25 protein-coding genes and 4 tRNA genes are annotated in these 25,157 nt (G+C 64.6%); 8 read left to right on the top strand and 21 right to left on the bottom strand.

Going from position 1 to position 25,157, the window contains the following annotated elements; translation table 11 throughout:
* Window positions 1–64: 64 nt before the first annotated feature.
* From QME71_01625 to hisF, 10 genes are all read right to left on the bottom strand, one after another.
* A complete protein-coding gene (locus QME71_01625) occupies window positions 65–1,399 on the bottom strand; it encodes an ABC transporter substrate-binding protein (GenBank protein ID MDI6857000.1) in 1,335 nt (444 codons plus the stop codon).
* A 101-nt stretch (window positions 1,400–1,500) separates the two neighbouring features.
* Entirely contained in the window at window positions 1,501–2,763 is a 1,263-nt protein-coding gene (locus QME71_01630) for an ABC transporter substrate-binding protein (protein ID MDI6857001.1), read from the bottom strand.
* A 133-nt stretch (window positions 2,764–2,896) separates the two neighbouring features.
* Window positions 2,897–4,225: an ABC transporter substrate-binding protein gene (locus QME71_01635; protein ID MDI6857002.1), complete on the bottom strand. Its 1,329-nt coding sequence runs from the start codon at window positions 4,223–4,225 to the stop codon at window positions 2,897–2,899.
* Window positions 4,226–4,480: 255 nt separating this feature from the next.
* A complete protein-coding gene (locus tag QME71_01640; GenBank protein MDI6857003.1) occupies window positions 4,481–5,593 on the bottom strand; it encodes a branched-chain amino acid ABC transporter permease in 1,113 nt (370 codons plus the stop codon).
* 1 nt (window position 5,594) lies between these two features.
* Window positions 5,595–6,473 (bottom strand): branched-chain amino acid ABC transporter permease, encoded by an 879-nt coding sequence (locus QME71_01645; GenBank protein MDI6857004.1) that lies wholly within the window; start codon window positions 6,471–6,473, stop codon window positions 5,595–5,597.
* 165 nt (window positions 6,474–6,638) lie between these two features.
* Window positions 6,639–7,868, bottom strand: coding sequence for a CoA transferase (locus QME71_01650; protein MDI6857005.1), 1,230 nt, complete (start codon window positions 7,866–7,868; stop codon window positions 6,639–6,641).
* Entirely contained in the window at window positions 7,865–9,091 is a 1,227-nt protein-coding gene (locus QME71_01655; protein ID MDI6857006.1) for a CoA transferase, read from the bottom strand. The genes QME71_01650 and QME71_01655 overlap by 4 nt, the downstream gene beginning before the upstream one ends.
* A gap of 214 nt (window positions 9,092–9,305) precedes the next feature.
* A complete protein-coding gene (gene hisI / locus QME71_01660; protein MDI6857007.1) occupies window positions 9,306–9,626 on the bottom strand; it encodes a phosphoribosyl-AMP cyclohydrolase in 321 nt (106 codons plus the stop codon).
* Window positions 9,623–10,081: a PaaI family thioesterase gene (locus QME71_01665; GenBank protein MDI6857008.1), complete on the bottom strand. Its 459-nt coding sequence runs from the start codon at window positions 10,079–10,081 to the stop codon at window positions 9,623–9,625. Before QME71_01665 ends, hisI begins: the two co-directional genes overlap by 4 nt.
* Window positions 10,082–10,092: 11 nt before the next feature.
* Complete coding sequence (gene hisF, locus QME71_01670; GenBank protein ID MDI6857009.1) at window positions 10,093–10,851, bottom strand: imidazole glycerol phosphate synthase subunit HisF; 759 nt, start codon at window positions 10,849–10,851, stop codon at window positions 10,093–10,095.
* A 255-nt stretch (window positions 10,852–11,106) separates the two neighbouring features.
* Here hisF and recA point away from each other — a divergent pair, with 255 nt between their 5' ends.
* The 6 genes from recA (at window position 11,107) to QME71_01700 (ending at window position 16,935) form a co-directional block, all read left to right on the top strand.
* Window positions 11,107–12,171: a recombinase RecA gene (recA, locus tag QME71_01675; GenBank protein ID MDI6857010.1), complete on the top strand. Its 1,065-nt coding sequence runs from the start codon at window positions 11,107–11,109 to the stop codon at window positions 12,169–12,171.
* 70 nt (window positions 12,172–12,241) lie between these two features.
* Window positions 12,242–12,871, top strand: coding sequence for a regulatory protein RecX (locus tag QME71_01680; protein ID MDI6857011.1), 630 nt, complete (start codon window positions 12,242–12,244; stop codon window positions 12,869–12,871).
* A gap of 129 nt (window positions 12,872–13,000) precedes the next feature.
* Window positions 13,001–14,533, top strand: a complete 1,533-nt coding sequence (gene rny, locus QME71_01685; protein ID MDI6857012.1) for a ribonuclease Y — start codon at window positions 13,001–13,003, stop codon at window positions 14,531–14,533.
* A gap of 79 nt (window positions 14,534–14,612) precedes the next feature.
* Window positions 14,613–15,389, top strand: a complete 777-nt coding sequence (locus QME71_01690) for a TIGR00282 family metallophosphoesterase (protein MDI6857013.1) — start codon at window positions 14,613–14,615, stop codon at window positions 15,387–15,389.
* Entirely contained in the window at window positions 15,379–16,227 is an 849-nt protein-coding gene (locus QME71_01695) for a PHP domain-containing protein (GenBank protein MDI6857014.1), read from the top strand. Before QME71_01690 ends, QME71_01695 begins: the two co-directional genes overlap by 11 nt.
* A gap of 168 nt (window positions 16,228–16,395) precedes the next feature.
* Window positions 16,396–16,935 (top strand): hypothetical protein, encoded by a 540-nt coding sequence (locus tag QME71_01700; GenBank protein MDI6857015.1) that lies wholly within the window; start codon window positions 16,396–16,398, stop codon window positions 16,933–16,935.
* 356 nt (window positions 16,936–17,291) lie between these two features.
* Here the strand turns inward: QME71_01700 and QME71_01705 are convergent, their stop codons facing one another.
* From QME71_01705 to QME71_01740, 8 genes are all read right to left on the bottom strand, one after another.
* Window positions 17,292–17,876, bottom strand: a complete 585-nt coding sequence (locus QME71_01705; GenBank protein MDI6857016.1) for a hypothetical protein — start codon at window positions 17,874–17,876, stop codon at window positions 17,292–17,294.
* A gap of 104 nt (window positions 17,877–17,980) precedes the next feature.
* A tRNA-Arg gene (locus tag QME71_01710) sits at window positions 17,981–18,057 on the bottom strand.
* Between the two features lie 53 nt (window positions 18,058–18,110).
* Window positions 18,111–18,196 (bottom strand) — tRNA-Leu (locus tag QME71_01715).
* Between the two features lie 18 nt (window positions 18,197–18,214).
* A tRNA-Val gene (locus tag QME71_01720) sits at window positions 18,215–18,291 on the bottom strand.
* 166 nt (window positions 18,292–18,457) lie between these two features.
* Window positions 18,458–19,273, bottom strand: coding sequence for a 4Fe-4S ferredoxin (locus tag QME71_01725; GenBank protein MDI6857017.1), 816 nt, complete (start codon window positions 19,271–19,273; stop codon window positions 18,458–18,460).
* Window positions 19,270–19,860 (bottom strand): hypothetical protein, encoded by a 591-nt coding sequence (locus QME71_01730; protein MDI6857018.1) that lies wholly within the window; start codon window positions 19,858–19,860, stop codon window positions 19,270–19,272. Before QME71_01730 ends, QME71_01725 begins: the two co-directional genes overlap by 4 nt.
* An 18-nt stretch (window positions 19,861–19,878) precedes the next feature.
* Window positions 19,879–21,129 carry an isocitrate/isopropylmalate family dehydrogenase gene (locus tag QME71_01735; GenBank protein MDI6857019.1) on the bottom strand — a complete coding sequence of 417 codons (1,251 nt, stop codon included), beginning with the start codon at window positions 21,127–21,129 and terminating at the stop codon, window positions 19,879–19,881.
* A gap of 296 nt (window positions 21,130–21,425) precedes the next feature.
* Window positions 21,426–21,500: transfer RNA gene (locus QME71_01740), tRNA-Met, on the bottom strand.
* A 93-nt stretch (window positions 21,501–21,593) separates the two neighbouring features.
* On the opposite strand from QME71_01740, the gene pabB reads away from it, so the two are divergent.
* Window positions 21,594–22,880, top strand: coding sequence for an aminodeoxychorismate synthase component I (gene pabB / locus QME71_01745; GenBank protein ID MDI6857020.1), 1,287 nt, complete (start codon window positions 21,594–21,596; stop codon window positions 22,878–22,880).
* Window positions 22,881–22,904: 24 nt separating this feature from the next.
* On the opposite strand, the gene QME71_01750 is transcribed toward pabB, so the two are convergent.
* Entirely contained in the window at window positions 22,905–23,285 is a 381-nt protein-coding gene (locus QME71_01750; protein ID MDI6857021.1) for a hypothetical protein, read from the bottom strand.
* A gap of 176 nt (window positions 23,286–23,461) precedes the next feature.
* On the opposite strand from QME71_01750, the gene QME71_01755 reads away from it, so the two are divergent.
* Window positions 23,462–24,277, top strand: coding sequence for an aminotransferase class IV (locus tag QME71_01755; protein MDI6857022.1), 816 nt, complete (start codon window positions 23,462–23,464; stop codon window positions 24,275–24,277).
* Between the two features lie 50 nt (window positions 24,278–24,327).
* Here QME71_01755 and mscL read toward each other — a convergent pair whose 3' ends face one another.
* Together mscL and QME71_01765 are read right to left on the bottom strand one after the other, a co-directional pair.
* The gene (mscL, locus tag QME71_01760) at window positions 24,328–24,741 is read right to left on the bottom strand and encodes a large conductance mechanosensitive channel protein MscL (protein MDI6857023.1); all 414 of its coding nucleotides are present in this window, start codon (window positions 24,739–24,741) and stop codon (window positions 24,328–24,330) included.
* Between the two features lie 102 nt (window positions 24,742–24,843).
* Entirely contained in the window at window positions 24,844–25,116 is a 273-nt protein-coding gene (locus QME71_01765) for a TMEM165/GDT1 family protein (protein MDI6857024.1), read from the bottom strand.
* Window positions 25,117–25,157: the final 41 nt, after the last annotated feature.

Consider the following 25,157-nt stretch of genomic DNA (forward strand, 5'->3'; position numbering starts at 1 on the left):
CCAACCGCGCACCTGATATTGCGCCTTCATGATGGCGAAGGCTACCCCATCGCGCTTTATTGCGCTAGGGGACTTCCACGTACTCGGCGTCTATTCCGACTTTCGGCTGGTCCTCGTAGCCCGGAGGAAGTTCCGGTGGCTCACATTCCTTCGTGGACTCAAAGCTAACAGGGACGCCTTCGGTTATCCACTTGCCGTCCCTGACAACATTGATCACCTCGGTCTCGGAGGGACGGTGGTCGGTGGGGCTGAGGTTAACGGGGCCGAAGCCGGTGCAGGTGCTGCACCAGAATTCGCACACTGACTCAGCGGCGTCGAGAAAGGACTCGCGGGTGAGGTCGGGGCCCGCGAGTTCAAGGATGTGCACGGTCATCTCAGCCACGTACATGCCGTAGAGGGCGAAGTTGTTCAGTTCGCCGCCTGTTCCCTTCTTGGCCCAGATCTTCTGGTACTTCTGGACGCCGGGGTCGTCGCTGTTGTACACCTGATTGCCGAAGACGACGCTGACGATGCCTTCTGCGTTCTGCGCGCCCGCCAGCAGTATGAAGATGTCGCTGCAATTGATGCCGGTGGTGATGATGGGAACGTCCCAGCTAAGGGTCTCGCGGGCGGCCTTGACCAGGCTCGCGCCCTGCGGGGGCATGGAGTACATGGCGATGACTTCGGCGCCGGCGTTCTTCAATCGCTGTGTCTGAGACGTGACGTCCGATTCCACGGACTCGTAGGTCTCCACGGCGACGATCTCGACGTTGCTGCCTTCGAGGCCGCGCCGCAGGCCTTTTTCTCCGTCCACGCCCATCTCATCGTGCTGGAGGAGGATGCCCAGCTTCTTGCCGTCGTAGTTCTCCGCGATGTACTGCCCGAGGATCGTGCCCTCGGTGACATAGTCGGGGTTGCCGCCGAAGCGCGTCTTCACCACCGGGTCCGACCATTTCGCGAGCCCCGTGGTGGTGAACATGTCCGGGACACCGCGCTCCTCCAGGTACTTCCACACCGCATTATGGGTGGCTTCGCCCAGCCCACCGAGGATGGCGAATACTTTCTCTTGCTCTACCAGTTGCCGCACCACTTCCAGCGTATCGGGCGGGTTGTAATGGTCATCGCCGATGATGAGCGTGATCTTGCGGCCGTAGACTCCCCCCTGCGCGTTGATGTAGTCGAAGAAGGCCTTCATTCCGTGGGCAATGGGGGCGTAGGCGGCGGCGGGGCTCTGGCTAAGGGGGAAATGGGTGCCGAACTTAATCTCCGTGTCCGTCACTCCCGTGGTGTCGCCGCCTTTGGTCGGCTCGGCAGCGGGAGTGGAAGCGCCGTCTTCGTCTCCCCCGCCGCAGGCCGCGAACAGCAGGATGGCGGCTATCGATATTGCGCAGAGTGCGCACCGGACCAGTCTTCTGGACATCGACATGGTCTCACCCCCGATGAAGCAGATTCCTCACCGATACGCCCGCTCCACGGCCGGCGGGCCCTTCGTTTAGTCCCTCGCGCCGCGCCTCGCGGTGCCTATGGCGTCGACTCGAAGCTCACGGGCTCGCCGAAGGCGACCCATTTGCCGTCCTCGATGCGCACGTACATCTCCATCTCAAGCGGCCGGTGATCAGTGGGGCTAAGGCTCATGGGCACCATGCAGGCTGAGCACATCCAGCCGCGTATCGATTCGGCGGCATCGAGGAAACTCTCCCGCGTCAGATCGGGGCCTGCCCGATTGAGTATTTCCACGACGAGCTCGCCCATCGAGGCGCCGTAAAGGGTGAAGTTGCTGACGGGCGTGCCCTGACCGTACGTTTCCATGATCTCGTAGTGCTTCTGGATAGCCGGATGATCGGTCTCGTAGACCTGGTGCCCCATGAGGATGCTGACGATGCCTTCCGCGTTCTGCGCGCCTGCGAGGTCGATGAAGATCTCACTGGCGCAGATGCCGCTGACGAGGATGGGAACGTCCCAGTTCAGTGTTTCGCGGGCCGTCTTGACGAGGCTGGCGGCCTGCGGAGGGATGGCGAAGGCCAGCACCACCTCGGCGCCTGCGTTGTGCAGCCTTTGCGTTTGGGCTGTCGCGTCGAAGTTGATGGCCTCGTAGGTCTCCTTTGCTACGACGGTCACGTCGCTGCCCTCAAGGGCCATGTTGAGCCCCTTTTCGCTGTCGGTGCCCATCTCGTCGTTTTGCAGGAGGAGGCCGAGCTTCTTCCCGTCATAGTGGTCGACGACGTACTGCCCCAGCATCCGTCCTTCCGTCACGAAGTCGACGCTTCCGGCGAAGCGAGTGCGGACGGGAGGTTCCGACCATTTCAGCAAGCCGGCGGTGATGAACATGTCGGGGATACCGCGCTCCTCGAGGTACTTCCAGACGGCGCTGTGGGTGTTCTCGCCCAGACCGGCGACGATGGCGAAGACCTTGTCCTGCTCGACAAGCTTGCGCACCACTTCGAGGGCGTCGGGCGGGTTGTAGTGGTCGTCCTCGATGAGGAAGGTGATCTTGCGTCCGTGCACGCCGCCCTGGTCGTTGATGTAGTCGAAGTAGGCGCGCATGCCGAAGGCGATGGGCGCGTAGGCGGCGGCGGGTGACTGGCTGAGGGCGAAGTGGGTGCCGAGCTTGATTTCGGTGCCTGTAACGCCGGTGGTGTCGCCGGCCGGGGCCTGTGTGCCAGGTTCCGGTTCCGGCGTGTCGCCGGGCGTCCCGTCGTCGTCGCCACAGGAGCCCAGAAGCAAGAACGCGACCGCAAGCGCCGGGAGCGAGAGGTGCCGCAGGCGGCGGAAGAAGGACATCATGGCGCAACCTCCGTTCGCGCGCCGATCGCCTGCTGGAGGCGAGGGCCGCAGGCCTTTGCCGTGGTGCTCGTGTGCGTCCCAGGAGAGAGGCTTTCCTCACTCCTGGGACGCGGTTTGTCTCGTTGTCAGACCGTTAGCGCGGCTGGTCAGCGGCGCCGGGCGGAGGCGTCGGCGTGACGCAGTCCTCCGTGCTCTCGAATCCGAACGGCTCGCCGAACGGTGCCCACCTGAACGTCGGCGGATCGGTCGAGCGGTCGACGGTCGCCCTCACGTAGATCTCCACCTCGGTCGGCCGGTGGTCTGTCGGGCTCGTGCTCGACGGGACGAGGCAGGTGGAGCAGAGGAACTTGCAGACCGATTCGGCGGCGGCGATGAACGATTCACGCGTCAGGTCGGGTCCCGCTTGTATCAGGAGATTGACCATGGCCTCGGATATAGAGGCGCCGGTGAGAGTCAGGTTGTCGGGCTTCGTTCCGGCGGCGTATTTCGCCATCAAGTCATGATGGGCCTGGATGCCCGGCACGTCAGTCTCGAACGCCTGGTGCCCGAAGACAACGCTTACCGCGCCCTCGATGTTGTCCAGGCCGGCGAGAGTGGCGACAACCTCGACAGCGTTGACGCCGGTGATGACGATGGGGACATCCCAGTTCAGCGTCTGTCGAGTCACCTTGAAGATGCTGCCCGCCTGCACCGGCATTCCGTAGAAAGCTATAACGTCGACGTTCTCGTTCTGGAGGCGCTGGGCGTGGGCGGTCATATCGCTCTCCGCCTCGTCGTAGTAGTCGACCACGATCTCCATGTTGCCGTCGTTTTCCTCGACGCCGAGCCGCAGGCCTTCCTCGCCCTCTTTGCCGAAGTCGTCGTTCTGGGCGATGATGCCGAGCTTCATGCCCCGGTAGTTCTCAGCGATGTACTTGCCGAGGATGCGACCCTCAGTGATGTAGTCGACGAGGAAGCCGAACCGCGTCTTGGCGATGGGTTCCGTCCACTTCGTGTTGCCGGTCAGGATGTACATGTCGGGGACGCCGCGTTCCTCGAGGTACTTCCAGACGGCGCTGTGGGCGGCGGTGCCGAGGCTGCCCTGTATGGCGAAGACCTTGTCCTGTTCGACGACTTTTCGTGCCACTTCGCCGGCCACCGGCCCCGTGTACTGCGTGTCGGCAACAATGAGCGTGATCTTGCGTCCGTATATGCCGCCCTGGTCGTTAATATAGTCGTAGTAGGCCTGCATTCCCTTGCTCAATGGGACGCCCCAGGCGGCGGCTGTGGTGTTGCTCATGGGCAGGAGCGTAGCGATCTTGATTTCGGTGTCGGTTACCCCGGTGGTATCGCCTTCTCCACCGGAAGGCGCCTTCGTAGCCGTGGGCGCCCCGGGAGTGACGCCGCCTCCGTCTTCCTCTTCGTCCTCGCCACAGGCTGAGAACACCATCGTGAAGGCGAAGACTAGGGTGACCAATAGCATGGGCCATCGTTTAAGTAGCGCACGCATCTGGCTTTCTACCTCCATTCTTATTTGCCTGCACTGACGGGCAGCTACTCCTCTCTGCCCGCCGAAAACCCCTGATCTTCTTTCGCCCCGTCCTCGGGAACCAGCGATCTACTTGTGAAGCCCTCCCGTGTTCCGCTCAGGCGCCGTATAGGCCTGTGGCGAATCAAGTGCGGTGTCCGGTTGATACGTCTGATCAGCGCCAGAGAGTATACCAGACGACGAGATTTGTCAAATCTCCTCTTTCTCGCGCGCGCCTTTGACAGGTCCACGGAAGGTGAGGCGCGAGAACAGCGTTAGCAGCTTCTCGCCCAGGTGAGCTTCCTTCATGTGCTCGATGGAGCCGGCGACTCCCCGCGGAGTGAAGATGACGGTCAGGATGAGCAACGTTCCGAACAGGGCGCCCCTGCTGTACTCGATGCCGATCTGCTCTCCGGCGGGTATGATGCCGGCAATCCAGTCGGTGAGATCGTTGCGCATCGTCATGATGACCGCGGCAAAGATGCTGCCCGTAATGGAACCCAGACCGCCGAGCACAATCATCACGAGCATTGTGAGGGAGAGGAGGATGTCGAACGAGGCGGGGCCGAGGTAGCCTTCGGCAAAGATGTAGAGGGCGCCGCCCGTGCCGGCATACAGGGCGGAGAGGCCGAAGGCGGTCATTTTGTAGAGGGAGACGTTGACGCCCATCTGCTGGGCGCCTATCTCGGAGTCGCGTATGGCTACGAAGGCGCGGCCGATGCGGCTGCGCGTCAGACTCCAGGCCATCGCCGTCATGATGATGGCCGGCACCATGCAGACATAGTACAGCCATTGATCGCGGGTCATCCGGTCTCCGATCGCTTCGGGGGTGGAAGGCGAGCCAAGGCTGATGCCCATCACACCGCCCGTCCACTCTTCCACCAGATGGTGCTTCACGACCTGAGGGAGGACGATGACTATGGCCAGGGTGGCGATGGCGAGATAGGGGCCGGAAAGCCTGAGAGCGGGAATGCCGATAAGGAAGCCGATCAGCCCGGTGATGACGCCGCCGAGAAGAATGGCCGCGATAACGGGCATGCTGAAGTCGCCCTCGATGTTCACGTCGTCCATGAGTATGGCGGCGATGTATGCGCCGATGGCGACAAAGGCGGCGTGCCCAAGCGATATCTGGCCGTTATACCCGGTCAGCAGGTTCAGGCCGAGGAGGATGATAAGCCACAGCGCGAAGCGCATCCCCTGGAAGACACGGAACGAATCGAGAAAGCCATCGAAAAACGGGAATGTGTAGAGATAGGGAAAGACGAGAAGCACGGCAATAGCGAGCACAAGAAATATGAACCGCCGGTTCAACAACACTCGCACTCTAGACTCTCCCGATCGCTTTCTTGCCGAACAAACCGCGAGGGCGCGCGACGAGCACAAGTACTATCACGAGAAAGGCGAAGGCAATGTCGATATCGGAGCCGGCATAGAGAGCCGCCAGCGTCTTCACCACACCCAGGGTAAGTCCCCCCACGATCGCTCCAACCGGACTGTCCAGGCCGCCGAGGACGGCGGCGGCGAACGCGAACAGCAGCACGCCCATCATCATGTTCGTCGAGAGAGCGAGGGAAGGGGCCAGGAGCATGCCGGCCACGGCCCCCACCATAGCCGACAGCGCCCAGCCGAGGGCGAGCATGCGGCCGACAGGGACCCCGACGAGCTGGCTGGCGACGCGGTTCTGGGCGGCGCCGCGCATGGCAAGGCCTACCTTGGTGTAGTTGAAGAGAAGGTAGATGGCAATCATTATCACAACGGACATGCAGAAGACGCCGATGTTGGTGCGGCTTATCACAGCGGGCCCAAGCGTCAGCGGACCGCCCTGGAAGACCTCCGGCGAGGGGAAGCTCTTCGGCTCGCCCTGCCATATGCGGAGGGCCAGGCTGCTCAAGACGGTGAAGATACCGAGGGTTATGATAACGGCGTTCAGGGGCGGCGCGTTCTCAACCGGACGAAGAATGACCACCTCGATGGCCGCCCCCATTAGACCGGCTATGAGCAGCGTGATGAAGAAGGCTACCCAGAAGTGCGCCCCAAAGTCCAACACGGACCAGGCGATGAAGGTGGTGAACATCGCCATCTCGCCCTGAGCGAAGTTGACGACTCCTGTGGAACGGTAGATGAGGACGAGGGCAAGGGCAAGGATTGCGTAGAGGCTACCCTCGGAAAGGCCGGTAGCCACCTGCTGGATGAAGTTTTCCACGCTCTATGAACTCTCGATCTGAAGCTTTGGGGGGCCTTCCCAACGACACGCGTCGTCCTGGCGCTATGGAAGTGTACCCGCTGTGAACGCTTAAGGCAAGAAAATTACGTAGAAACGATTACAGAAACGTTTCCGCGTTGTCCTAGGCAAGGCGTAATCACCGGCTTACCATATCACGCCCTCTTCCTGGAGGCGGACAAACTCCCCTTCGTCCATCCTCAGGATGTCGCAGAAGACGTCCCTGTTGTGCTGGCCCAGCAGTGGCGCGGCCCGCGGCTCCACCCGCGCCCCCGACATCTGCCATGGCGCGCCAACGAACTCGCGCTCGCCGACCTCCGGATGATCCACGGTGACGAAGGCGCCACGCGCACGAAGGTGCGGGTCATGGGCCAGCTCTTCGGCGTTGCGCGAGGGAGCGGCAGCGATCCCTGCGGAGGCCAGGGTGTTTGCAACCAGGTCGCGCTCGCGGATCCGCGTCCACTTTGAGATGATGGCGTCGAGCTCGGCCTCGTTCGCCTTGCGGGCGGCCATGGTAGCGAACCGGGGGTCATCGGCCAGTTCAGGCTGACCAATCACCCGGGCGAGGGCCCGGAACTCTTCATCGGTCTCAACGGCGATCGCCACCCAACGGTCGACGCCCCAGCAGCGATACACGTTGTGCGGCGCAAGGAACGTGTCGGCGTTTCCCATGCGGCCGGGGCTGCGACCGTTCATCTCATAGTCAAGCAGCACCTCGCCGATCAGCGAGGAGACGCCCTCGCACTGCGAAAAATCGATGAACTGCCCCTCGCCGGTCTGCTCCCGGTGCTGCAGGGCGGCGACGATTGCGAATGCGGCGGTAGTGGCGTTCATCAGGTCGACGTCGCCGAGCGTAGTGCTGGGCGGGCCGTCGGGGTAACCCGTTATGTGAGCCGCGCCGCCCACCGCATGGTGGACCGTCGCGTAGCCCGCGTATTGCGCCTCGGGGCCGGTAGCCCCACGGGCGCTCGACGACAGCATGACGATCCGGGGATTGACGCGCCGCAGGTCCTCGTACCCCAGGCCGATCTTGTCCATCGTGCCCGCGCGCATGTTGTCGATCACCACGTCGCTGATGGCCGCCAGCCGCCTGACAAGCTCCACGCCTTCCGCGCGCTCCAGATTAATGGTTATCCCCAGCTTGTTCATGTTGATCGAATTGAATGACATCCCTTGATTGAGGGGGACTTCCCGCGGGTACGGCTCGTACAGCGGCCACACCACGACCCGGCGCATGATGTCCATCCGCCCCTCACTCTCGATCTTGATTATTTCCGCGCCGAGCATGGCCAGGAGCATCGTGGCGTAGGGGCCCGCCCAGACCCAGGTGAAATCCAGGACGCGGACGCCGGCCAGAGGCGGGGACTCTTTGTTCATCGTTCCCCTTCCTTCCATACGGCCCCACTTTGACAAAGGCGGACAAACTCCTCGCGCGAGTAACCCAGCACGTCCTCGAACACCTCGCGGTTGTGCTGTCCCAGCAGCGGCGCGGCGCGTTGTACCCGCGGCGGCGAGGCGGGCATTTTGTAGGGCCAGCCGGCATAACGGTACTTGCCCGCCGCAGGATGATCGACCTCGACGAAATAGCCGCGGGCCTGGTACTGGCGATAGTTCATCACTTCTTCAGCGTTGTAGACGGAGCCGATTGCGAAACCCATGGCCGCGCCCCTATGGTGGATGTCTTCTTTCGATTGTTCGGCCATCCAGGCGTCGATCATCGGCGCGATCTCCATTAGATGCGCGGCGCGATAGGCGAGGGAGTCCCATTCCGGCCCCGAGGCCCATTCCGGATTGCCCATCAACTCGACGAACCGCCGCCAATGGTGGGTCTCGAGGAGGAGCAGGACAACGTAGCCGTCTCGACACTTCAGGCGGCCCATGGCAGGCGGCCTTTCGGGGACACGGCTCCAGACCGAGTGGTGATAGATGGTCGAGGCGATGTTCGTCCGCACGAGGGCAAGGATTACCTCTTGCTCCGAGACGTCGATCAACCGCCCCTTCGCGCTGGTCCGCCTACCGAATACGGCGGCGGCGGTAGCGAGAGCGGCCGTAAGGCCGGCGTGGTAGCCGGTCGGGTAGCCGCCAGCCTTGATGGGAGCGCGACTTATGTCCTCAGAGCGGGTGGGAAGAAGATTGCCGAGGCCACCGGCGTGGTGAGCAGTAAGTTCAGTGCCTTTCTGGTTGGCTCGAGGCCCGGTACGCCCGTAGGGGGTAATGGAAGTAAGGATGAGGGAGGGGTTTTCCCGCTGCAATTCCTCCCAGGAGAAACCCATCTCGTCGAGGTGCCCGACCGGATGATTGTCGATGAGGACGTCTGCCCAGCGGACGAGACGGCGAAAGGCTTGGGGGCCGCCCTGCCGGCCGAGATCGAGGGTTACGCCCCGCTTGCTGGTGTTTAGATAAAGGAAGAGGCCGCTGCGCTCGGGATGGGGCTCGTCGCCGGGAAACGGGCCGCGGGCGCGCGCCGGGTCGCCGGCGGGAGGCCCCTCGACCTTGATGACGTCGGCCCCCATGTCGGCAAGGAGCTTGCCGCAGTAAGGAGCGGACACCATCGCGCCGTACTCGATGACTTTGATGCCGGTGAACGCTCCCCGCTGCAAACGTTTCTCCCCTGGAGGACGGTAGCCCACGTCCAATCGCGATGCGGGAATCATACAACGAGGCTGTCGCAAAGCGCCAACGGGTGGAGGCCCGGACGTGCGAGGGACACGCCGCGTGGGAAACCCCGCAACCGCACGCTGCGGCAGGCAAGCGCCCCAAGAGCGAGCTGGGCGCAGAGGCAGGAGCCGGCCGAGCGGGCAGAGACGCCCGACCCTACCGTGGACCCTCTTCGAGGCCGCGGTGGAAGCACGTGCGCTCGCCCGTGTGGCAGGCGGGGCCGAGCGCGCGGACGCGAATAAGCAGGGCGTCGTCATCGCAGTCGACGAGAATGCGGCGGACCTCGAGGAAGCTGCCGGACGTTGCCCCCTTGTGCCACAGCTCCTGCCGGCTGCGGCTGTAGAACCAGACCTGTCCTGTCTCGCGCGTGAGGCGCAGGGCCTCCTCGTTCATGTAGGCGAGCATGAGCACCTCGTCCGTCTCATCGTCCTGGATAACGACGGGAACAAGACCGCCGCCCTTCGCGAAGTCGATCATTCCCGCTCCTCCTGCCCGCGCTCGTCGTTCGCCGGCACTCTGACGACACGGCCGGTTGCCGTAGCCGTGGCGACAAGTTCGCCGTTCTCGGTCGCCAGCGTGCCGGCCATGAAAACGGTGGCCCCGCCGCGGTGGACGACGCGTCCCTCGCCGATGAGCGTTACGTCGCGCACCGAGCGCATGTAGCTGGTGTTCATGTCGAGCGTGGTGATGCTCTCATCGGGGGCGAGGAGGGAGACGGCGGCGCAGCCCATGACGCCGTCGAGCATCGCCGCCAGGATGCCGCCCTGGACGAACCCAATCGGGTTGTAGAATTCGGGCTTCCCCTGAAAGGAGGCGCGGACGCAGCCCGGCTCCGCGGAGAGCACCCGCCAGTCGAGCAGGGTGAGGACAGCCGGAGACGGCAGCTTGCCCGCCACGACGTCCCAGAATATGCCTTCCCTTGTTTCTGTCATCCCGTCCGCTCCTACAGGCGTACCGGTATTCCGCGTCCGGCCAGGTACTCCTTCACCTGCTGGATGGTGTAGGTGCCGAAGTGGAAGATGCTGGCGGCGAGAACGGCGTCGGCCTTACCCTCGACGATGGCGTCGTACATGTGCTCAGGGTTGCCGCAGCCGCCGGACGCAATGACCGGCACCTCGACCGCTTCCGAGATGGCGCGCGTGAGGGGAATGTCGTACCCGTCGAGGTGGCCGTCCGTGTCCATGCTGGTGAGGAGGATCTCGCCCGCGCCCAACTCGACCACTCGCTTCGCCCAGGCGACGGCGTCGATTCCCGTGGGCTTGCGCCCGCCGTGCGTGTAGACCTCCCAGCGGCCGTCCCCTATCCCCTTCGCGTCGATGGCGACGACGATGCACTGGCTGCCGAAACGGTGCGCGCAGCGCTCCACAAGCGCCGGCTCGGCGACGGCGGCGGTGTTCAGCGACACCTTATCGGCGCCGGACTCGAGGAGACGGCGCACGTCGTCCTCGCTGCGAATGCCGCCGCCGACAGTGAAGGGAATGAAGACGTGGTCGGCAGTGCGACGCACCATGTCGTAGACGGTATTGCGCTCCTCGGCGGAAGCGGTTATGTCCAGGAATACGAGCTCGTCGGCCCGCTGTTCGCTGTAGAAGCGAGCGAGCTCGACAGGGTCGCCGGCGTCGCGGAGCTGGACAAAAGACACGCCTTTGACGACGCGTCCGCGGTCGACGTCGAGGCAGGGAACTATGCGCTTGGCTAGCATCGGCACCGTCCTCATCGAGTTGGTCGCGTCTATTCTACCAGCCCCGGCGCCCTTGAGCACGGGAGAAAGCAGCGCTGTGGCGAAGTGCTCCAGGCGCAGCCGTTCCTCCTCCGACTCGAGTTGAACGATGCGGAAAACGCATCTCCGGCAGGTGACATCGCCCGCCTTGCGAGCGGTGATCGGGGGTGATATGATGCGCGTGAGAGCAGAATCTGTACAGTTTGCTGAGCATTATCGGGCTTTACGGAGGCGGGCATGACCAGCGGCGATAAGGGCCAGGCGTTGGAGCTGGCCATCGGACAGATCGAGAAGCAGTTTGGCCGCGGCGCTATCATGCGCCTGGGCGAGGCGTCGGCCCACCTTCAGATCGAGGCCATACCCACGGGCTCCATCTCGCTCGATGTTGCCCTCGGCATCGGCGGCATTCCCCGCGGCCGCGTCACCGAGATATTCGGGCCTGAGTCGGCGGGCAAGTCCACCCTGGCCCAGCACATCATTGCCGAGGCGCAGAAGCTGGGAGGGTCGGCCGCCTACATCGATGTGGAGCACGCGCTCGACCCCGTCTACGCCAGCGCCTGCGGGATAAACGTCGCCGACCTGCTGGTATCGCAGCCGGACACGGGCGAGCAGGCATTGGAGATTACGGAAGCGCTGGTCCGCAGCAACGCCCTCGATATCGTCGTGCTCGACAGCGTCGCCGCCCTGGTGCCGCGGGCCGAGATCGAGGGCGACATGGGCGATTCGCTGCCAGGGCTGCAGGCGCGTCTGATGTCGCAGGCGCTGCGCAAGCTTACCGCCGCCATCAGCCGCTCGCGCACCGCCGTCGTGTTCATCAACCAGTTGCGCGAGAAGGTGGGCATCGTCTTTGGCAACCCGGAGGTGACGCCGGGCGGCCGCGCCCTCAAGTTCTACAGCTCGGTGCGGATAGACCTGCGGCGGATCGAGACCCTCAAGCAGGGCCAGCAGGTCGTCGGCAGCCGCGTGCGGGCGAAGGTGGTGAAGAACAAGGTGGCGCCCCCGTTCCGCACGGCCGAGTTCGACATCATGTTCGCGGGCAAAGATCAGGGGATAAGCCGCACGGGCGACATCCTGGACCTGGCGGTGGACATGGAGGTGGTGAAGAAGGTGGGCGCCTTCTTCAACTATGGGGACGTGCGACTGGGGCAGGGACGCGAGAACGCGAAGGACTTCCTGCGCGAGCACCCGGAGATCACCGACGAGATCGAGAAGAGGATAAGGTCGCGCATCGATTCCGGCGCCCCTGCCGCGCCGGTCGTGGCGGCGCCGCCATCCGCGGAGCCCGCAGACCCGCTGGAGTAAGCGGCACAGGGACGTTCGACGGGGGGCTGGGCCGCGTGCCCGGCCTTCGCGCATTCAAACGGGACAAGCCGTGATTATCACAGCGCTGGAACGGGCAAGACGGCGAAACCGCTTCGATGTCTACGTGAACGGCCGCTTCGCGCTCGCGCTGGGGGTCGCCCTCGCGCAGGAGCAGGGGCTGCACGCCGGCATGGAGGTGACGGAGCAGGACCTCCAGGCGCTCCGGAAAGAGGACGAGCGCCGCCGCGCCTACGAGGCTGCCCTCAACCTCCTCTCCTACCGTCCCCGCAGCGAAAGGGAGCTGCGGCTCCGCCTCCGCCGCCGCCGCTTCGAGCCGGCGACGATCGACGAGACGGTCGAGCGGCTGAAGACGCTGCATTACCTCGACGACGCCGCTTTCGCCGAGTTCTGGAGGGAGAGCCGCGACATCGTCAGCCCCCGTAGCGGCCGCCTAATCCGCAGCGAACTGCTGTCAAAAGGGGTGGACTCGGAGACCGCGACGGCGGCTATCGAAGGGCTCGACGACGAGGACGCCGCCTATCGCGCCGCCCGAAAGCGCTTGTCCGCGCTCGCCGGTGAAAGCGAGGAGGTCTTCCGGCGGCGGCTGAGCGGCTTTCTTGCCCGCCGCGGCTTCAACTACGACGTTGTGAGACGTACTGTGGACCGATGCCTTCGGGAAATGGACGAGGGGATGGCCTGACAGCGCTTCCTCGGCGACCGGCCCGGTTTCCTTGACAGCGGTCTGCCCCAGACCTATGATGAGGTGAGAAGTCCGTTCGTCGAACTTTGATAACTCTAAAGCTGTTTAACTAAGGAAAGCGAGGTGACCATGCCCGAAGCCATCGCAATCGCCGTTGTCGGCGTTGTGGCGCTGGCGGTCGGGGCTCTCGTTGGATACAACCTACGGCTCAGGATCAGTCAGAGGCAGATTGGCGCGGCGGAGCGCAACGCTGCCCGCATCTTAACGGAGGCGCAGACAAGAGAAAAAGAGATCCTCCTTGAAGCCAAAGAGGAGGCCATCCGGACACGCAACCAGATCGAGGCCGAGTTACGGGAAAGACGGTCTGAGTTGCAACGCGCCGAGCAACGGCTTACTCAAAAAGAAGAGAGCTTAGACCGCAAGATTGAGGCGCTGGAGCGCCGTGAAGCGGGAATAATCGAGCAAGAACAAGAACTGGAGCAGGCCAGACGCGCCCTCCAGGAACTGGAACGGCAAGAGAGAGCGGAGATCGAGCGGGTCTCCAATCTGACCAGCCAGGAAGCGCGCGACATCCTCCTCGCCGAAATCGAGAAGGAGGCGCGTGAAGACGCCATCAGGCGCCTGCGCCAGGTCGAGGCGGAGGTACGCGAAGAAGGCGACCAGCGCGCCCGCGAACTGCTGGTCGATGCCATGCACCGGCTCACCACCGACGTGGTCGCTGAGTCGACCGTCAGCGTGGTGCCGATCCCCAGCGACGACATGAAGGGCCGGATCATCGGGCGCGAGGGCCGCAACATCCGCGCCCTCGAAGCCGCCACCGGCGTCGACCTTATCATCGACGATACTCCTGATGCCGTCACCCTATCCGGCTTCGACGCTGTGCGTCGCGAAGTGGCGCGCATCGCTCTTACGCGTCTGGTGAACGACGGACGAATCCACCCCAGCCGCATCGAGGAAGTGGTGGAGAAGGCCCGGCAAGAGGTCGAAGCCGACATTAAACTGGCGGGGGAGCAGGCTGCAATCGATGCAGGTTGCCCCGGCCTCCACCCGGAGCTGCTGAAGATTCTGGGACGCCTGCGCTACCGCACGAGCTACGGACAGAACCAGCTCAAGCACGCCGTAGAGTGCGCGGTGGTCGCGGGGATAATCGCTGAGGAGATAAAGGCGGACGTGCGGGTCTGCCGACGCGCCGCATTGCTGCACGACATCGGCAAGGCGCTCGACCACGACGTAGAGGGAACGCACGCGCGCATCGGCGCCGACGTTGCCCGCCGCTACGGACTCAGCCAGGCCGTCGTGCACGCCATCGCCGCCCACCACGAGGAAGAAGAGCCCCGCACGGTGGAAGCGGTGATAGTGCAGGTGGCCGACGCCGTGAGCGGCAGCCGCCCCGGCGCCCGCAGGGAAACGCTCGAGCATTACATCAAGCGGATGGAGACGCTCGAGGCCGTGGCGCGGGAGTTCAAGGGCGTCGACAAGGCGTTCGCGATCCAGGCCGGGCGCGAAATAAGGATCATCGTGAAGCCGGAAGAGATCGACGACCTCGAATCGATGCGGCTGGCACGCGACATCAGCCGCAAGATTGAGGACACGCTGGAGTATCCCGGCCAGATAAAGGTCACCGTCGTACGGGAGACCCGGGCAACGGAATACGCCCGCTAGCAAGAGGACGGGGAGCGGAGATCCGACGGCCGCATGGCTTCAGGGGCCGCTCCCTGACTGTTTTCGAGGCGAGGAAGAATTGAACGTCCTGATGGTAGGCGACGCCGTGGGCAGGCCGGGACGGCGGGCCATTGCTGCGCTCTTGCCGGCGCTGCGCCGCGAGCTCAATATCGACTTCGTTATCGCCAACGGCGAGAACGCAGCCGGCGGTCGCGGCTTGAGCGTCTCCGCTGCTCAAGAACTGATAGAGGCGGGCGTCGACGTCATCACATCCGGCAACCACATATGGGACCAGAAGGAGATCATCCCCCATCTTGAATCGGAGCTTCCCATAATCCGTCCTCTCAACTACCCTCCCGGCCTTCCGGGAGTCGGCCTCATCGAACACCGTGGCGTGACCGTCATCAACCTGCAGGGCCGCGTCTTCATGACCAACATCGACTGCCCGTTTCGGAAGGCGGACAAGGCGCTGGCGCAAATGCCGCCGAAGTCAATTGTGATCGTCGATATGCACGCGGAAGCGACGAGCGAGAAGGTGGCAATGGGATGGTACCTGGACGGACGGGTCAGCGCAGTGCTCGGCACCCACACCCACGTCGGCACTGTAGACGCGCGCATCCTCCCCAAGGGCACGGCCTACATCTCGGACGTCGGCATGGTGGGGGCGAAGGACTCCGTCATCGGAGACGAGGTCGAGGCGGTCATCCGGCGCTTTTTGACCGCAATGCCCGTGCGGCTGGAGGTCGCGCGGCGAGGCGGGCTAATCTTCAACTCCGTCCTGGTCGAGATTGATGAGGAGACCGCTCTTGCCGAGAGGATAGAGCGCGTGGACAGGGAAATCGGAGATGACAAGTAGGGCCGACTTTCACACCCACACCACGGCCTCGGACGGACGCCTCACCCCAACCGAACTCATCGACCTCGCCGCCAGCCGCGGCGTCCGCACAATTGCCGTCACCGATCACGATTCCACGGAGGGTCTCCCGGGGGCCGAAGAGGCCGCCGCGAAGCACGAAGGCCTCGTCCTTGTGCCGGGTATCGAGATGAGCGCCGATATCCCCGGCGATGAGGTGCACATCCTGGGGTACTTCCTGAACTACGCGGACGAGGAGTTCCAGAACACGCTGACCAGGCTGCGAAACGCCCGCCGCGACCGCGGACGCCTCATGGTGGAGAAGCTGCGCGAAATGGGGATCGACGTGCCGTGGGAGCGCGTGGCGGCGTTCGCCGGCGAGGGCGCGGTCGGCCGGCCACACGTGGCGCAGGCGCTGCTCGAGAAGGGCTACGTCTCGTCGTTTCAAGAGGCGTTCGAAAAGTACATCGGCCGCAACGGACCGGCCTATGTGGAAAGACTGAAGCTGACGCCCGTAGAGGCGGTAAGGATGCTGGTGCGGGTCGGCGGGTTGCCCGTGCTGGCGCACCCCTCTTCGCTAACCGATCTAGACGGCTTGCTGGAGGATCTGATAGGCGCCGGCCTGGCGGGCATAGAGGTGCACTACCAGGACTACGACGAGGCGACCAGAGCGCGACTGGCGCGGGTCGCGGAGAAGCACGGGCTCCTCAAGCTCGGCGGTAGCGATTACCACGGACTCGGTACCCCCCGCGAGCGGCTGCCCGGCGACATACCCCTTCCCGAGGAAGACATCGAGGCCTTCATGCAGGCGGCGCGTCGACTGGCCGCCCCCCACCCGTGATCCAACCGCACGCTCCACGGTCCTGTCCCGCTTGACTGCGGCCGCGGCCTGCAGCGGTTGGCCGCCTGCCGCTGCCCTCGAATCCGCGACGCGACCATCGCTCGGCGCATACGCAGGGCCGGCCGCCGGAGGCGCCGGCTGAGCGTCCTTTATGGGCGCCGGACGGTTGTGATAATCTGGACCAAGATGACGGAAGACGATACCGCGGAAGAAGTGAGCGTCAGGTGCGCCACGCACCCCGACGTCGAGACAGAACTCAGATGCGGCCGTTGCGGCAAGCCGATATGTCCCCGCTGCATGGTGTATACGCCCGTCGGCGCGCGCTGCCGCGATTGCGCCCGGCCGACCAGGCTGCCGACCTACCGCATCTCGGCGGGCTATATCGTGAGGGGAGCGCTTGCGGCGGCAGCGGCGGCAGCGGCGACAGGCGGACTGTGGGCGGCGTTGCTCTCGCGCAGGGGCGACGCATACGGTTTCCTCGTCCTGTTCCTCGGCATCGGCATCGGGTACGCGGTCGGCGAAGCGGTGAGCTGGGCGACTAACCGCAAGCGGGGCGCCGTTCTACAGGTGATCGCGGCTGCGGGCGTGGTGCTAGCCTATCTCGTGCGGAACCTCATCGAGGGGTACGGTCTGCTTCCTCAGGACGACCTGTACGGCTACGTGCTTGTGGGGCTCGGAATTGTGGTGGCGGTGGGACGCCTTCGCTAGACGCGGTGGCGCGCCCTAATGGAGGACGAACGACAGCACTACGAGAAGGGCCAGCATAGCGGCTGCGACCACCGCGATCCGCTTCAGGTCGCTTTTGACGTAGGTGAAGTCCATCATCCCCGGAAGCCGGGGTCTGGGGGCCGCTTTCGGCTGTTCCTCAGCGTTCAGAGGTATCGGCCCGACACGCGGCCGCGCCGCCGTCGCCGCACGTGCGGGAAGAGGATAGCGCCGCCCTTTCTGACGCGCCCTGCGGCCTGCCGGTCGTGATTGTCTCGCCAACTTCGCCTTCTTCTTCGTAATGCAGCCAGATTATACCTTGTCAAACAGGCGGGTTCAACGGCGGCCCGGGAGGACGGTCACTGCCTCGGAGGCGCGTTGGGACTGGGGGCCGTCTCCTCGCGCTCGACGACCAGTTCCTCGCCGTCCCACTTGTAGTAGATATCCTTGATCTGCGAGGGAAAGCCCGGCAGGTCGCCCTCTTCATAGACCGGCTGCGATTCCACGAGTTGCCCGTCCCGCAGGGAGAGGCGCACGGAGCCGGCTTCAGCCACCTTGGAGAGGATGGAGACCAGGCCTTCTTCCTGGTAGCTCAGGACGAGAAAGGCCAGATTGCCGGCCGTTCCGCCGGAGAATATGGGAACGACAGCCTCCTCCCGCCCGTCGTCCGTGAGGTCGGCGTAAAGAACATCGGCCGGGACCACTTCTCCGCCCACGCGGCGGAGCATCGCCCGTACGTCCGGCTGTTCTGTGAGGTCGACGTCCCGAATGTCCTCAGGCGGCGAAGGGGCGGTAGGGGTAACGGCGGCGACGGTGGCCGTAGGGGTCCGAGTCTGTTCCGCGTCTTCATTGTCGTCGTCGCACGACACGTTGAGCACCGCGGCGAGAGCGGCGGCAACGACAAACGAGACAGCGGCCAGCGCCGCAAGCTTTCCGATGCGCATCTTGAGGTGGAGTATACGATGCGCGGGAAGAATTGACCAGCGGAGGCGGCAGCGCGACGCCGCGAAAAAACGGCAGCGCGCGAGGTCTGCCGTTCAGCGATCGATGGTGCGCCCGGCGGGATTCGAACCCACGGCCTCAGCCTCCGCAGGGCTGCGCTCTATCCAACTGAGCTACGAGCGCACGCTGTAAACAATTGGGGGGAGCCGCGTCCCCCGTTCTTCATTCCGTCGTCATGGTGCCGAAGGTGGGATTTGAACCCACACGCCCTTTCGGACACTACGCCCTGAACGTAGCGCGTCTGCCATTCCGCCACTTCGGCAGCGTCTGCAAAGCGCGATGGTGGGCGGTACAGGGCTCGAACCTGTGACCTCTTCCGTGTGAAGGAAGCGCTCATACCAACTGAGCTAACCGCCCTTCTCGCTTGCCAACTGAATTGTATCTAAGTGCCGGATCGCCTGTCAAGGAACAAGCGCGTCACCCGATAGTTCCGTATGCGTGGAAGAGACGTCCTCTCTCTCAGCGGTTGCCTCTGAAACGTAGCAGAGGGCTTTAGCCTCCCGTTGGCCTTCGGAGGCGCACGTCAGTCGAGCGGGGCGAGAGGACGGCCCAGCCCCACGTTCGTCTTGCCCGCGATCGACGGCGTCAGCCCCATCGCCTCGACGACCGGGACGGTGGGCACCGACCCGTCTTCCTCGACCACAGAGATGAGGTCGACGGCAAAGACAGTGTCGATCTGGGACGACACGTCCCGCAGCGCCGAGAGGACGCGCGGCAGCGACGCCAGCGGCACCGTGAACTCGATGATGCAGGAGAGCACCTTTTCGTTCAGTATCTCGGGAAGGAGAGCGCCCGTCCGGACGTCTGTCATGAGGTCGGTCAGTGGGTTGTCGGGCTCGAACTTGACACCCGCGGTCGTCAGCGCTCGCGCCACCTTCTCGACGTCGCGGAAGCGCGCGCCCACGCCCGGCCGGCCGATTTCGGCGGCGACGCCCGCCTGGCCGCGCTTGTAGCGGCCCATGACGTCGTTCATCTTCATTTCGATGGTGCCGCGGCCGCTTATCGTCAACTCTTCGCCCTCGCGGTCGAGCAGGCGGCGCCGATCCATACCCCGGAGGTCGCGCTGGAAGCGGGCGATGGTACGATGCTCAAAGACGGGCGACAGATAGGGCGACGAGGGGTCGCTGAACTCCATGCGCAGGGTGCGCGGCCACTCCAGCGGCTGCGGGAAGACGGCGTCGGTGGCGCAGACGCGGGCGCGGTAACAGACGCCGCACTCGACGCACTCGTCTTCCACGATCTTCGCCAGGCCGGTCGCCTCGTCGTGCACGATGGCCGACATGGGGCAGTAAGGAAGACAGTCGAGGCAGCCGGTGCAGAGCTCTTCCCTGATGATCATCCGCCGCTCTCTTCCGCGGGTGCGCCCATCGACTCGACGAGGCCGGCCATGAGCCGCTGCGCGCGGACGTGGTTAAAGATGTCGCAGAGGCACATGCGGCGCATCTCCTGACAGGCTTCTTCGAGGCTCGTGTCGCCGTCGCGCACCTTCTCCGCCAGGCGCGTCACAAGGGCGGGCGCGACGAGGGCGTGGCCGCACATGGTCGTTATCTCCAGCACCTGCGGGCGCGGCAGCTTCTCACGCTTTCCCCAGAAGCCGAGCGAATGGTTGACGGTGTGGGCCTTCGTGCCCGCGCGCCGGCAGCAGTCGGCGACCTCATCGAACAGGCCGGCGACGACGACGCTGTGTCCCAGCCCGGCGTCGGTGAGCTCCTTGAGGGCCGCCTCCATGTTTTCCCGCCGGTCGAAGACGAAGATGTGCCAGGCTTTGGGGCGGTCGGCGTTGACGGCGCCGTGACGGGCGCAGATCTCCTTGAAGCGCTCGACCTTTTCCATTACGTGCGGCGGACCGCGATAGGGCAACGAGAGGATGACCCAGTCGTCGCGGAGGCTTTCGCGGCTGCCCTGGCGATGGTTGGTGTGCGTCATGGATGAAGGCGGACGGGATCAGCGCCCGGTCTCGAGGAGCGAGGGCCGGAGCGAGAGGAGGCCGGCCTTTGCCTGCTCCTGGTAGTCCTGCCACCTCTTCTCGAGATCGGACTCGCGCAGGGTGTCGAGAAGGTAGTCGGTGAACTCGGCGCCGGTCACGCCCGTCGGGCGGCCGGTAATGACGAGCTTCTTTTCGAAGCTGTCGCAGACGTCGAGCGCCATCTCCAGCCGCTTACTTCTATCGACGAAACCGATGTGGCTCAGCAGCATGGCGCCGGCGCGGATGAGACCGCTGGGGTCGGCGTAGTGGGCGCGCCCTTCCTCTACCATGCGGGGCGCGCTGCCGTGAATGGCCTCGAACATTGCGTAGTGCTTGCCGATGTTGGCGCTGCCGGCCGTGCCCACGCCGCCCTTAAGCTCGGCGGCCTCGTCGGTGAGGATGTCGCCGTAGAGATTGGGCAGCACGAAGACGCGGAAGGCGGCGCGCCGCTTCGGATCGACGAGCTTAGCCGGTATTATGTCAATATACCAGTCGTCCCACTCCACCTCCGGGTAGTCCTGCGCCACTATGCGCGCCATGTCGAGGAAGCGGCCGTCGGTCGTCTTTATCACGTTGGCCTTGGTGACGACGGTCAGGCGGTTGATGCCGTGCTTGCGCGCGTAGTCAAACGCCAGGCGGATGATGCGCTCGCTCCCCTGAAGGGTGGCGACGGTGAAATCGATGGCGATGTCGGGGGTGACGTGAATGCCGCGGCTGCCGAGGACGTACGAGCCCTCAGTGTTCTCGCGGAAGAAGACCCAGTCGATTCCCTGCGAGGGGATGGAAACGGGCCGCACGTTGGCGAAGAGGTCGAGGGCGCGGCGCATTGCGACGTTAGCGCTTTCGATGTTGGGCCAGGGGTCGCCGGCGCGAGGCGTCGTCGTCGGGCCTTTGAGGATGACGTGGCACTGCTGGAGCTCGTCGAGCACCTCATCAGGGATGGCCTGGAGGCGGGCAGCGCGGTTCTCGATGGTGAGCCCTTCGATGACTCTGAAGACTATCTTGCCGCTGTTCAGCTCGGCGCGGAGGAGGTTTTCGAGGACGCGTTGCGTTTGCTCCGAGATGTAAGGCCCGATCCCGTCGCCGCCGCACACGCCGATGACGAGGGGCCGCAGGGTGGAGTAGTCGGTCCACTCCTCCTGGTCCTTCATCCTCTGCACGCGCTCGATCTGCTCTCTGATGATCGCTTCCAGGTGTGCTTTTGCTCGCTCGATCTCTTGTTCGTGCATTTGCCTTCCTGCCGAATAGTACTGACGGGGGTCAAAGAACGTGCGGTTATCTGAGTATAGCAGCCGCCGCCGTAAGCGGTCAACGAGGAAATACCGGTGGCTGTTCCCGAAGGATCGGACCGCTGTCCGCCTGTCGAGGTGGTGCTCGGAGTGGCCTGTAAAAACAAGTGGTGGCAGCGGAGGCCTGCCTGCCGGTAGGCGGGGATTCGAACCCTCCACAGGCGGGCAGGCCCACGACCAAGGGCTTATGAGTCCCCTCCCGCCTCCGGCGGATACGCCGCCAATCGAGAAGACAGTGGTGGCAGCGGAGGGATTCGAACCCACGACCAAGGGCTTATGAGTCCCCTGCTCTACCACTGAGCTACGCTGCCACTCACCGATCATCGTAGCTTACGACCTAAACAGGTGTCAACAAGCCGCACCGCTGATAAAATGACCCTTGATGCCCTGATGAGCGGCCTATCATGACCACAGCCCCAATAGGTTACACCATCACCAGCGACGCCGTCGCCGAGGCCTGCCGCGAGCCCTACGGCTTCTGGCTCGATAGCGCCCTCGTCCACCCTCTCCTCGGACGTGTTTCGATTTACGGGCGGCGGCCCTACCTCGTCGTTCGCGCGAAGGGGCGCGCCGTTGAAGTGGAACGCGGGGGCGCCGTCTCGCGATGGGAGGCGAACCCATTCGAGGCGCTGCGCCGGCTGCTTCGCGAGAGCCCACCTCCACCCGGCGGCGGCGTGGTCGGCTACTTCGGCTACGACCTCAATAAGCAGATCGAGCGCCTGCCCAACACAGCGCGGGACGACCTGCAGATCCCCGACCTTTACCTCGCCTTCTATGAGGAGATCACACGGTACGACTGCCGCCTCACGTCGCCGCCCCCCGACGGACGGCCCGGCACCGCAGGCGGCGCGCCGCGCTTCCAGGCGCTGGGATCGACGTTTACTCGCAAGGGCTACTGCGACGCCGTCGAACGCGCCCTCGAATACATCCGCGCGGGCGACATCTACCAGGTGAACCTGTCGCAGCGCTTCCACGCCCCGCTGCCCTGCGAGCCGTTCGACCTCTATCTGCGCCTGCGCGAGGTCAACCCGGCGCCCTTCGCCGCCTACCTCAACTTCCCCGACCTGCAGGTGCTCAGCGCCTCGCCGGAACGGTTCCTCCGCTTCGACCCGGCGACCCGGGCGGTGCAGACGCGCCCCATCAAGGGGACGCGCCCCCGCGGGGCCACGCCCGAGCAAGACGCCGCCCTCGCGCGCGAGCTCGTGAACAGCGAGAAGGACATGGCCGAGAACGTCATGATCGTCGACGTGGAGCGCAACGACCTCGGCCGCGTCGCCGAGATTGGGTCGGTGCGCGTGCCCCACCTGGCGGCGCTCGAGGAGTTCGCGACCGTCTTTCACCTGACGACAACGGTCGAGGCGCGCCTGCGCCCCGAGTGCGACGCCGTCGACCTCCTGCTCGCGACGTTCCCCAGCGGCTCGATCACCGGCGCGCCCAAGATCCGCGCCATGGAGATCATCGACGAGCTGGAGCCCATCAGCCGGGGCGTCTATACCGGCGCCATCGGCTGGATCGGCGGCGACGGCTCGCTCGACCTGAACATCGTCATCAGGACGATGGTGGTGAAGGACGGCGTGGCGTACTTCAATGCCGGCGGCGGGATCGTCGCCGACTCCGACCCGGAGACGGAGTACGAGGAGACGCTGCACAAGGCGCGGGCGCTGGCGCAGGCCGTGCTGTCGGCGGAGTAGTAAGGACTGATTCGCTGCGGTGCGTCAGATCCGCTCCCTGAACTCCACACCTCCAGTCACAGTGAAGGGGAAGAACTCGGTGATAGCGCCCGGCATGTTTGTAGCCCCAACGCGCACCGTGATTTCCGCCTCCACCTCGCCCCTTGAACTGAAACCTATGAAAGTGAGTTGCATACCCTGCCGAACCGCATGGAGAAGTTCCACCGGCCCTCCTCCGGTAAGTACGAAATGCCCTGAGGCGCCGGGCAAGCACTCACACACCACCTGTGCCAGGTTTTTCTCTGCCTCCTCGTAAGGTCGCTTTACGTTGAAGCACCATTCGTCACCTTTCTTGATCTTCGCCAGCTCCTGCCCCTCCAGCGACACTGAGCCTCCCAGGATACTCAGCCAAGGCATCTCTTCCATGTGTCTCCTCCCTCTCAGGCTTGAAACCTGAGTACGGCCAGCATAGACGCCAGATGATGTGTCGTCAACACATATATCTCATAATCGACGCGAGTCTTGAGGGCTGGAACGCTCAGGCTCGCCCTCTGTATGATCACTGCATGCGGTACGCGTATGTTAACGGGCGCCTAATCAGCATGTCTGAAGCGGTAGTGTGGGCATTCGACCGCGGGCTGCTGCACGGCTACGGGCTTTTCGAGACCATGCGCTCTTACGGCGGCCGCGTCTTCCGCCTCGAGCAGCACTACCGCCGTCTCACCGAGGGCGCGTCGACCATCCGCCTTGAGCTTCCGCTGTCGCTCGAAGAGTTGCGTTCGGCAATCGACGCTCTGCTGGAGCGCAACGTCCTGCCCGACGCCCGCATCCGTCTGACCGTGACCGCAGGGCCTGTCCCGGAAGCAGGAGAGGCGCGTCCGACGATCATGCTGTTCGCGACGCCGCTCACCGATTATCCGCCGGAGCTTTACGAACGGGGCATGTCGGCGGTGACGAGCGCGATCCGCCGCAACGAGATGTCGCCGCTGAGCGGGGTGAAGTCGCTGAACTATCTCGACAACCTGCTGGCGCGCGAGGAGGCGCTCCGTCGCGGCGCCGACCACGCGATACTGCTCAACACGCGGGGACTCGTGGCCGAAGGCAGTTCCAGCAACGTCTTCGTCGTGGACGGCGAGACGCTGCTGACGCCCGACCTTGCGTCGGGGGCGCTGCCGGGGATAACGCGGGCGGTCGTGATCGAGATCGCGCCGCAGGCAGGGCTGGCGGTGCGGGAGACCCGGATGGCGCCGGAGACGCTATCGGGCGCGGAGGAGGCGTTCCTGACCGGCTCCGTCATGGGGGTCATGCCGCTGACGCGGCTCGACGGCGCGCCCATCGGCAGCGGCCGTCCGGGGCCGAAGACCGCGCTCCTACGCCGCCTGTACAGCGACCTCGTGGAGCGGGAAACGGCGCAGTAGGGCGCCCTCGGCGCCGCTGCGCGCGCTACGGCCGAACCACCCGCGACAGATCAGGCCGGCGGCACCTCCGACGTGCAGAACGCACAGCGGCGCGCCTCTGTCGGTATCTCGCTCAAGCATTCGGGACACTTCCGCAGCGTCGGGTCAGGAGCGGGCTCCCGCCGCGAGCGCGTGATCAGGGCGTTCACCGGCACGACGACGAAGAAGAACACCGCCGCCGCGATCAGGAGAAAGGCGATCACCTGGTTGATGAAGTGTCCGTACCTGAAGACGCTGTTATTGATCGTGAAATCGAGTGCGGAGAAGTCCTGCTGACCGCCGATCGCGGCGATGAGCGGCGTTATGAAGTCCGCGACGAGCGCCGTCACCACTGCGCCGAACGCGGCCCCGATTACCACCGCCACTGCCAGATCGACCACGTTCCCGCGGAGCAAGAACTGCTTGAAGTCGTTGACGAGGTTCATGTGACCCTCCTTGGCCGGATCCCGTCTGCGCGGGAATACTACTGCCGCCGGCGCGCCTCGGCAAGGGACCGCAAACAACGGGCCGCGAAAGAAATCGTCGGCCTACAGGATGTCGAACCAGATGAGGATGCCCATGAGGATGAACAGCGCCGCCGCGCCGCGGTGAATAACGTCCTCCGGGAGCACCTGCGACACCCCCTGCCCCACGAGGGCGCCGATCGCCGTCACAAGCACGAGGGCGATCGCCGCCCCCAGGAAGATAGGTATCGGCGCCTTGTGACGCGCCACGAGGGTGAAGACGGCGAGCTGCGTCTTGTCGCCGAGCTCCGCCAGGAATAGAAGTCCGAAGGTGCTGAATAGCAGCCGGAGGTCCATTAGCCTCTCCTGTCTTTGCAATCGCCTGACGGTCGCGCTGC

It is taken from the genome of Dehalococcoidia bacterium (assembly GCA_030018455.1).
GTDB lineage: Bacteria > Chloroflexota > Dehalococcoidia > DSTF01 > JALHUB01 > JASEFU01.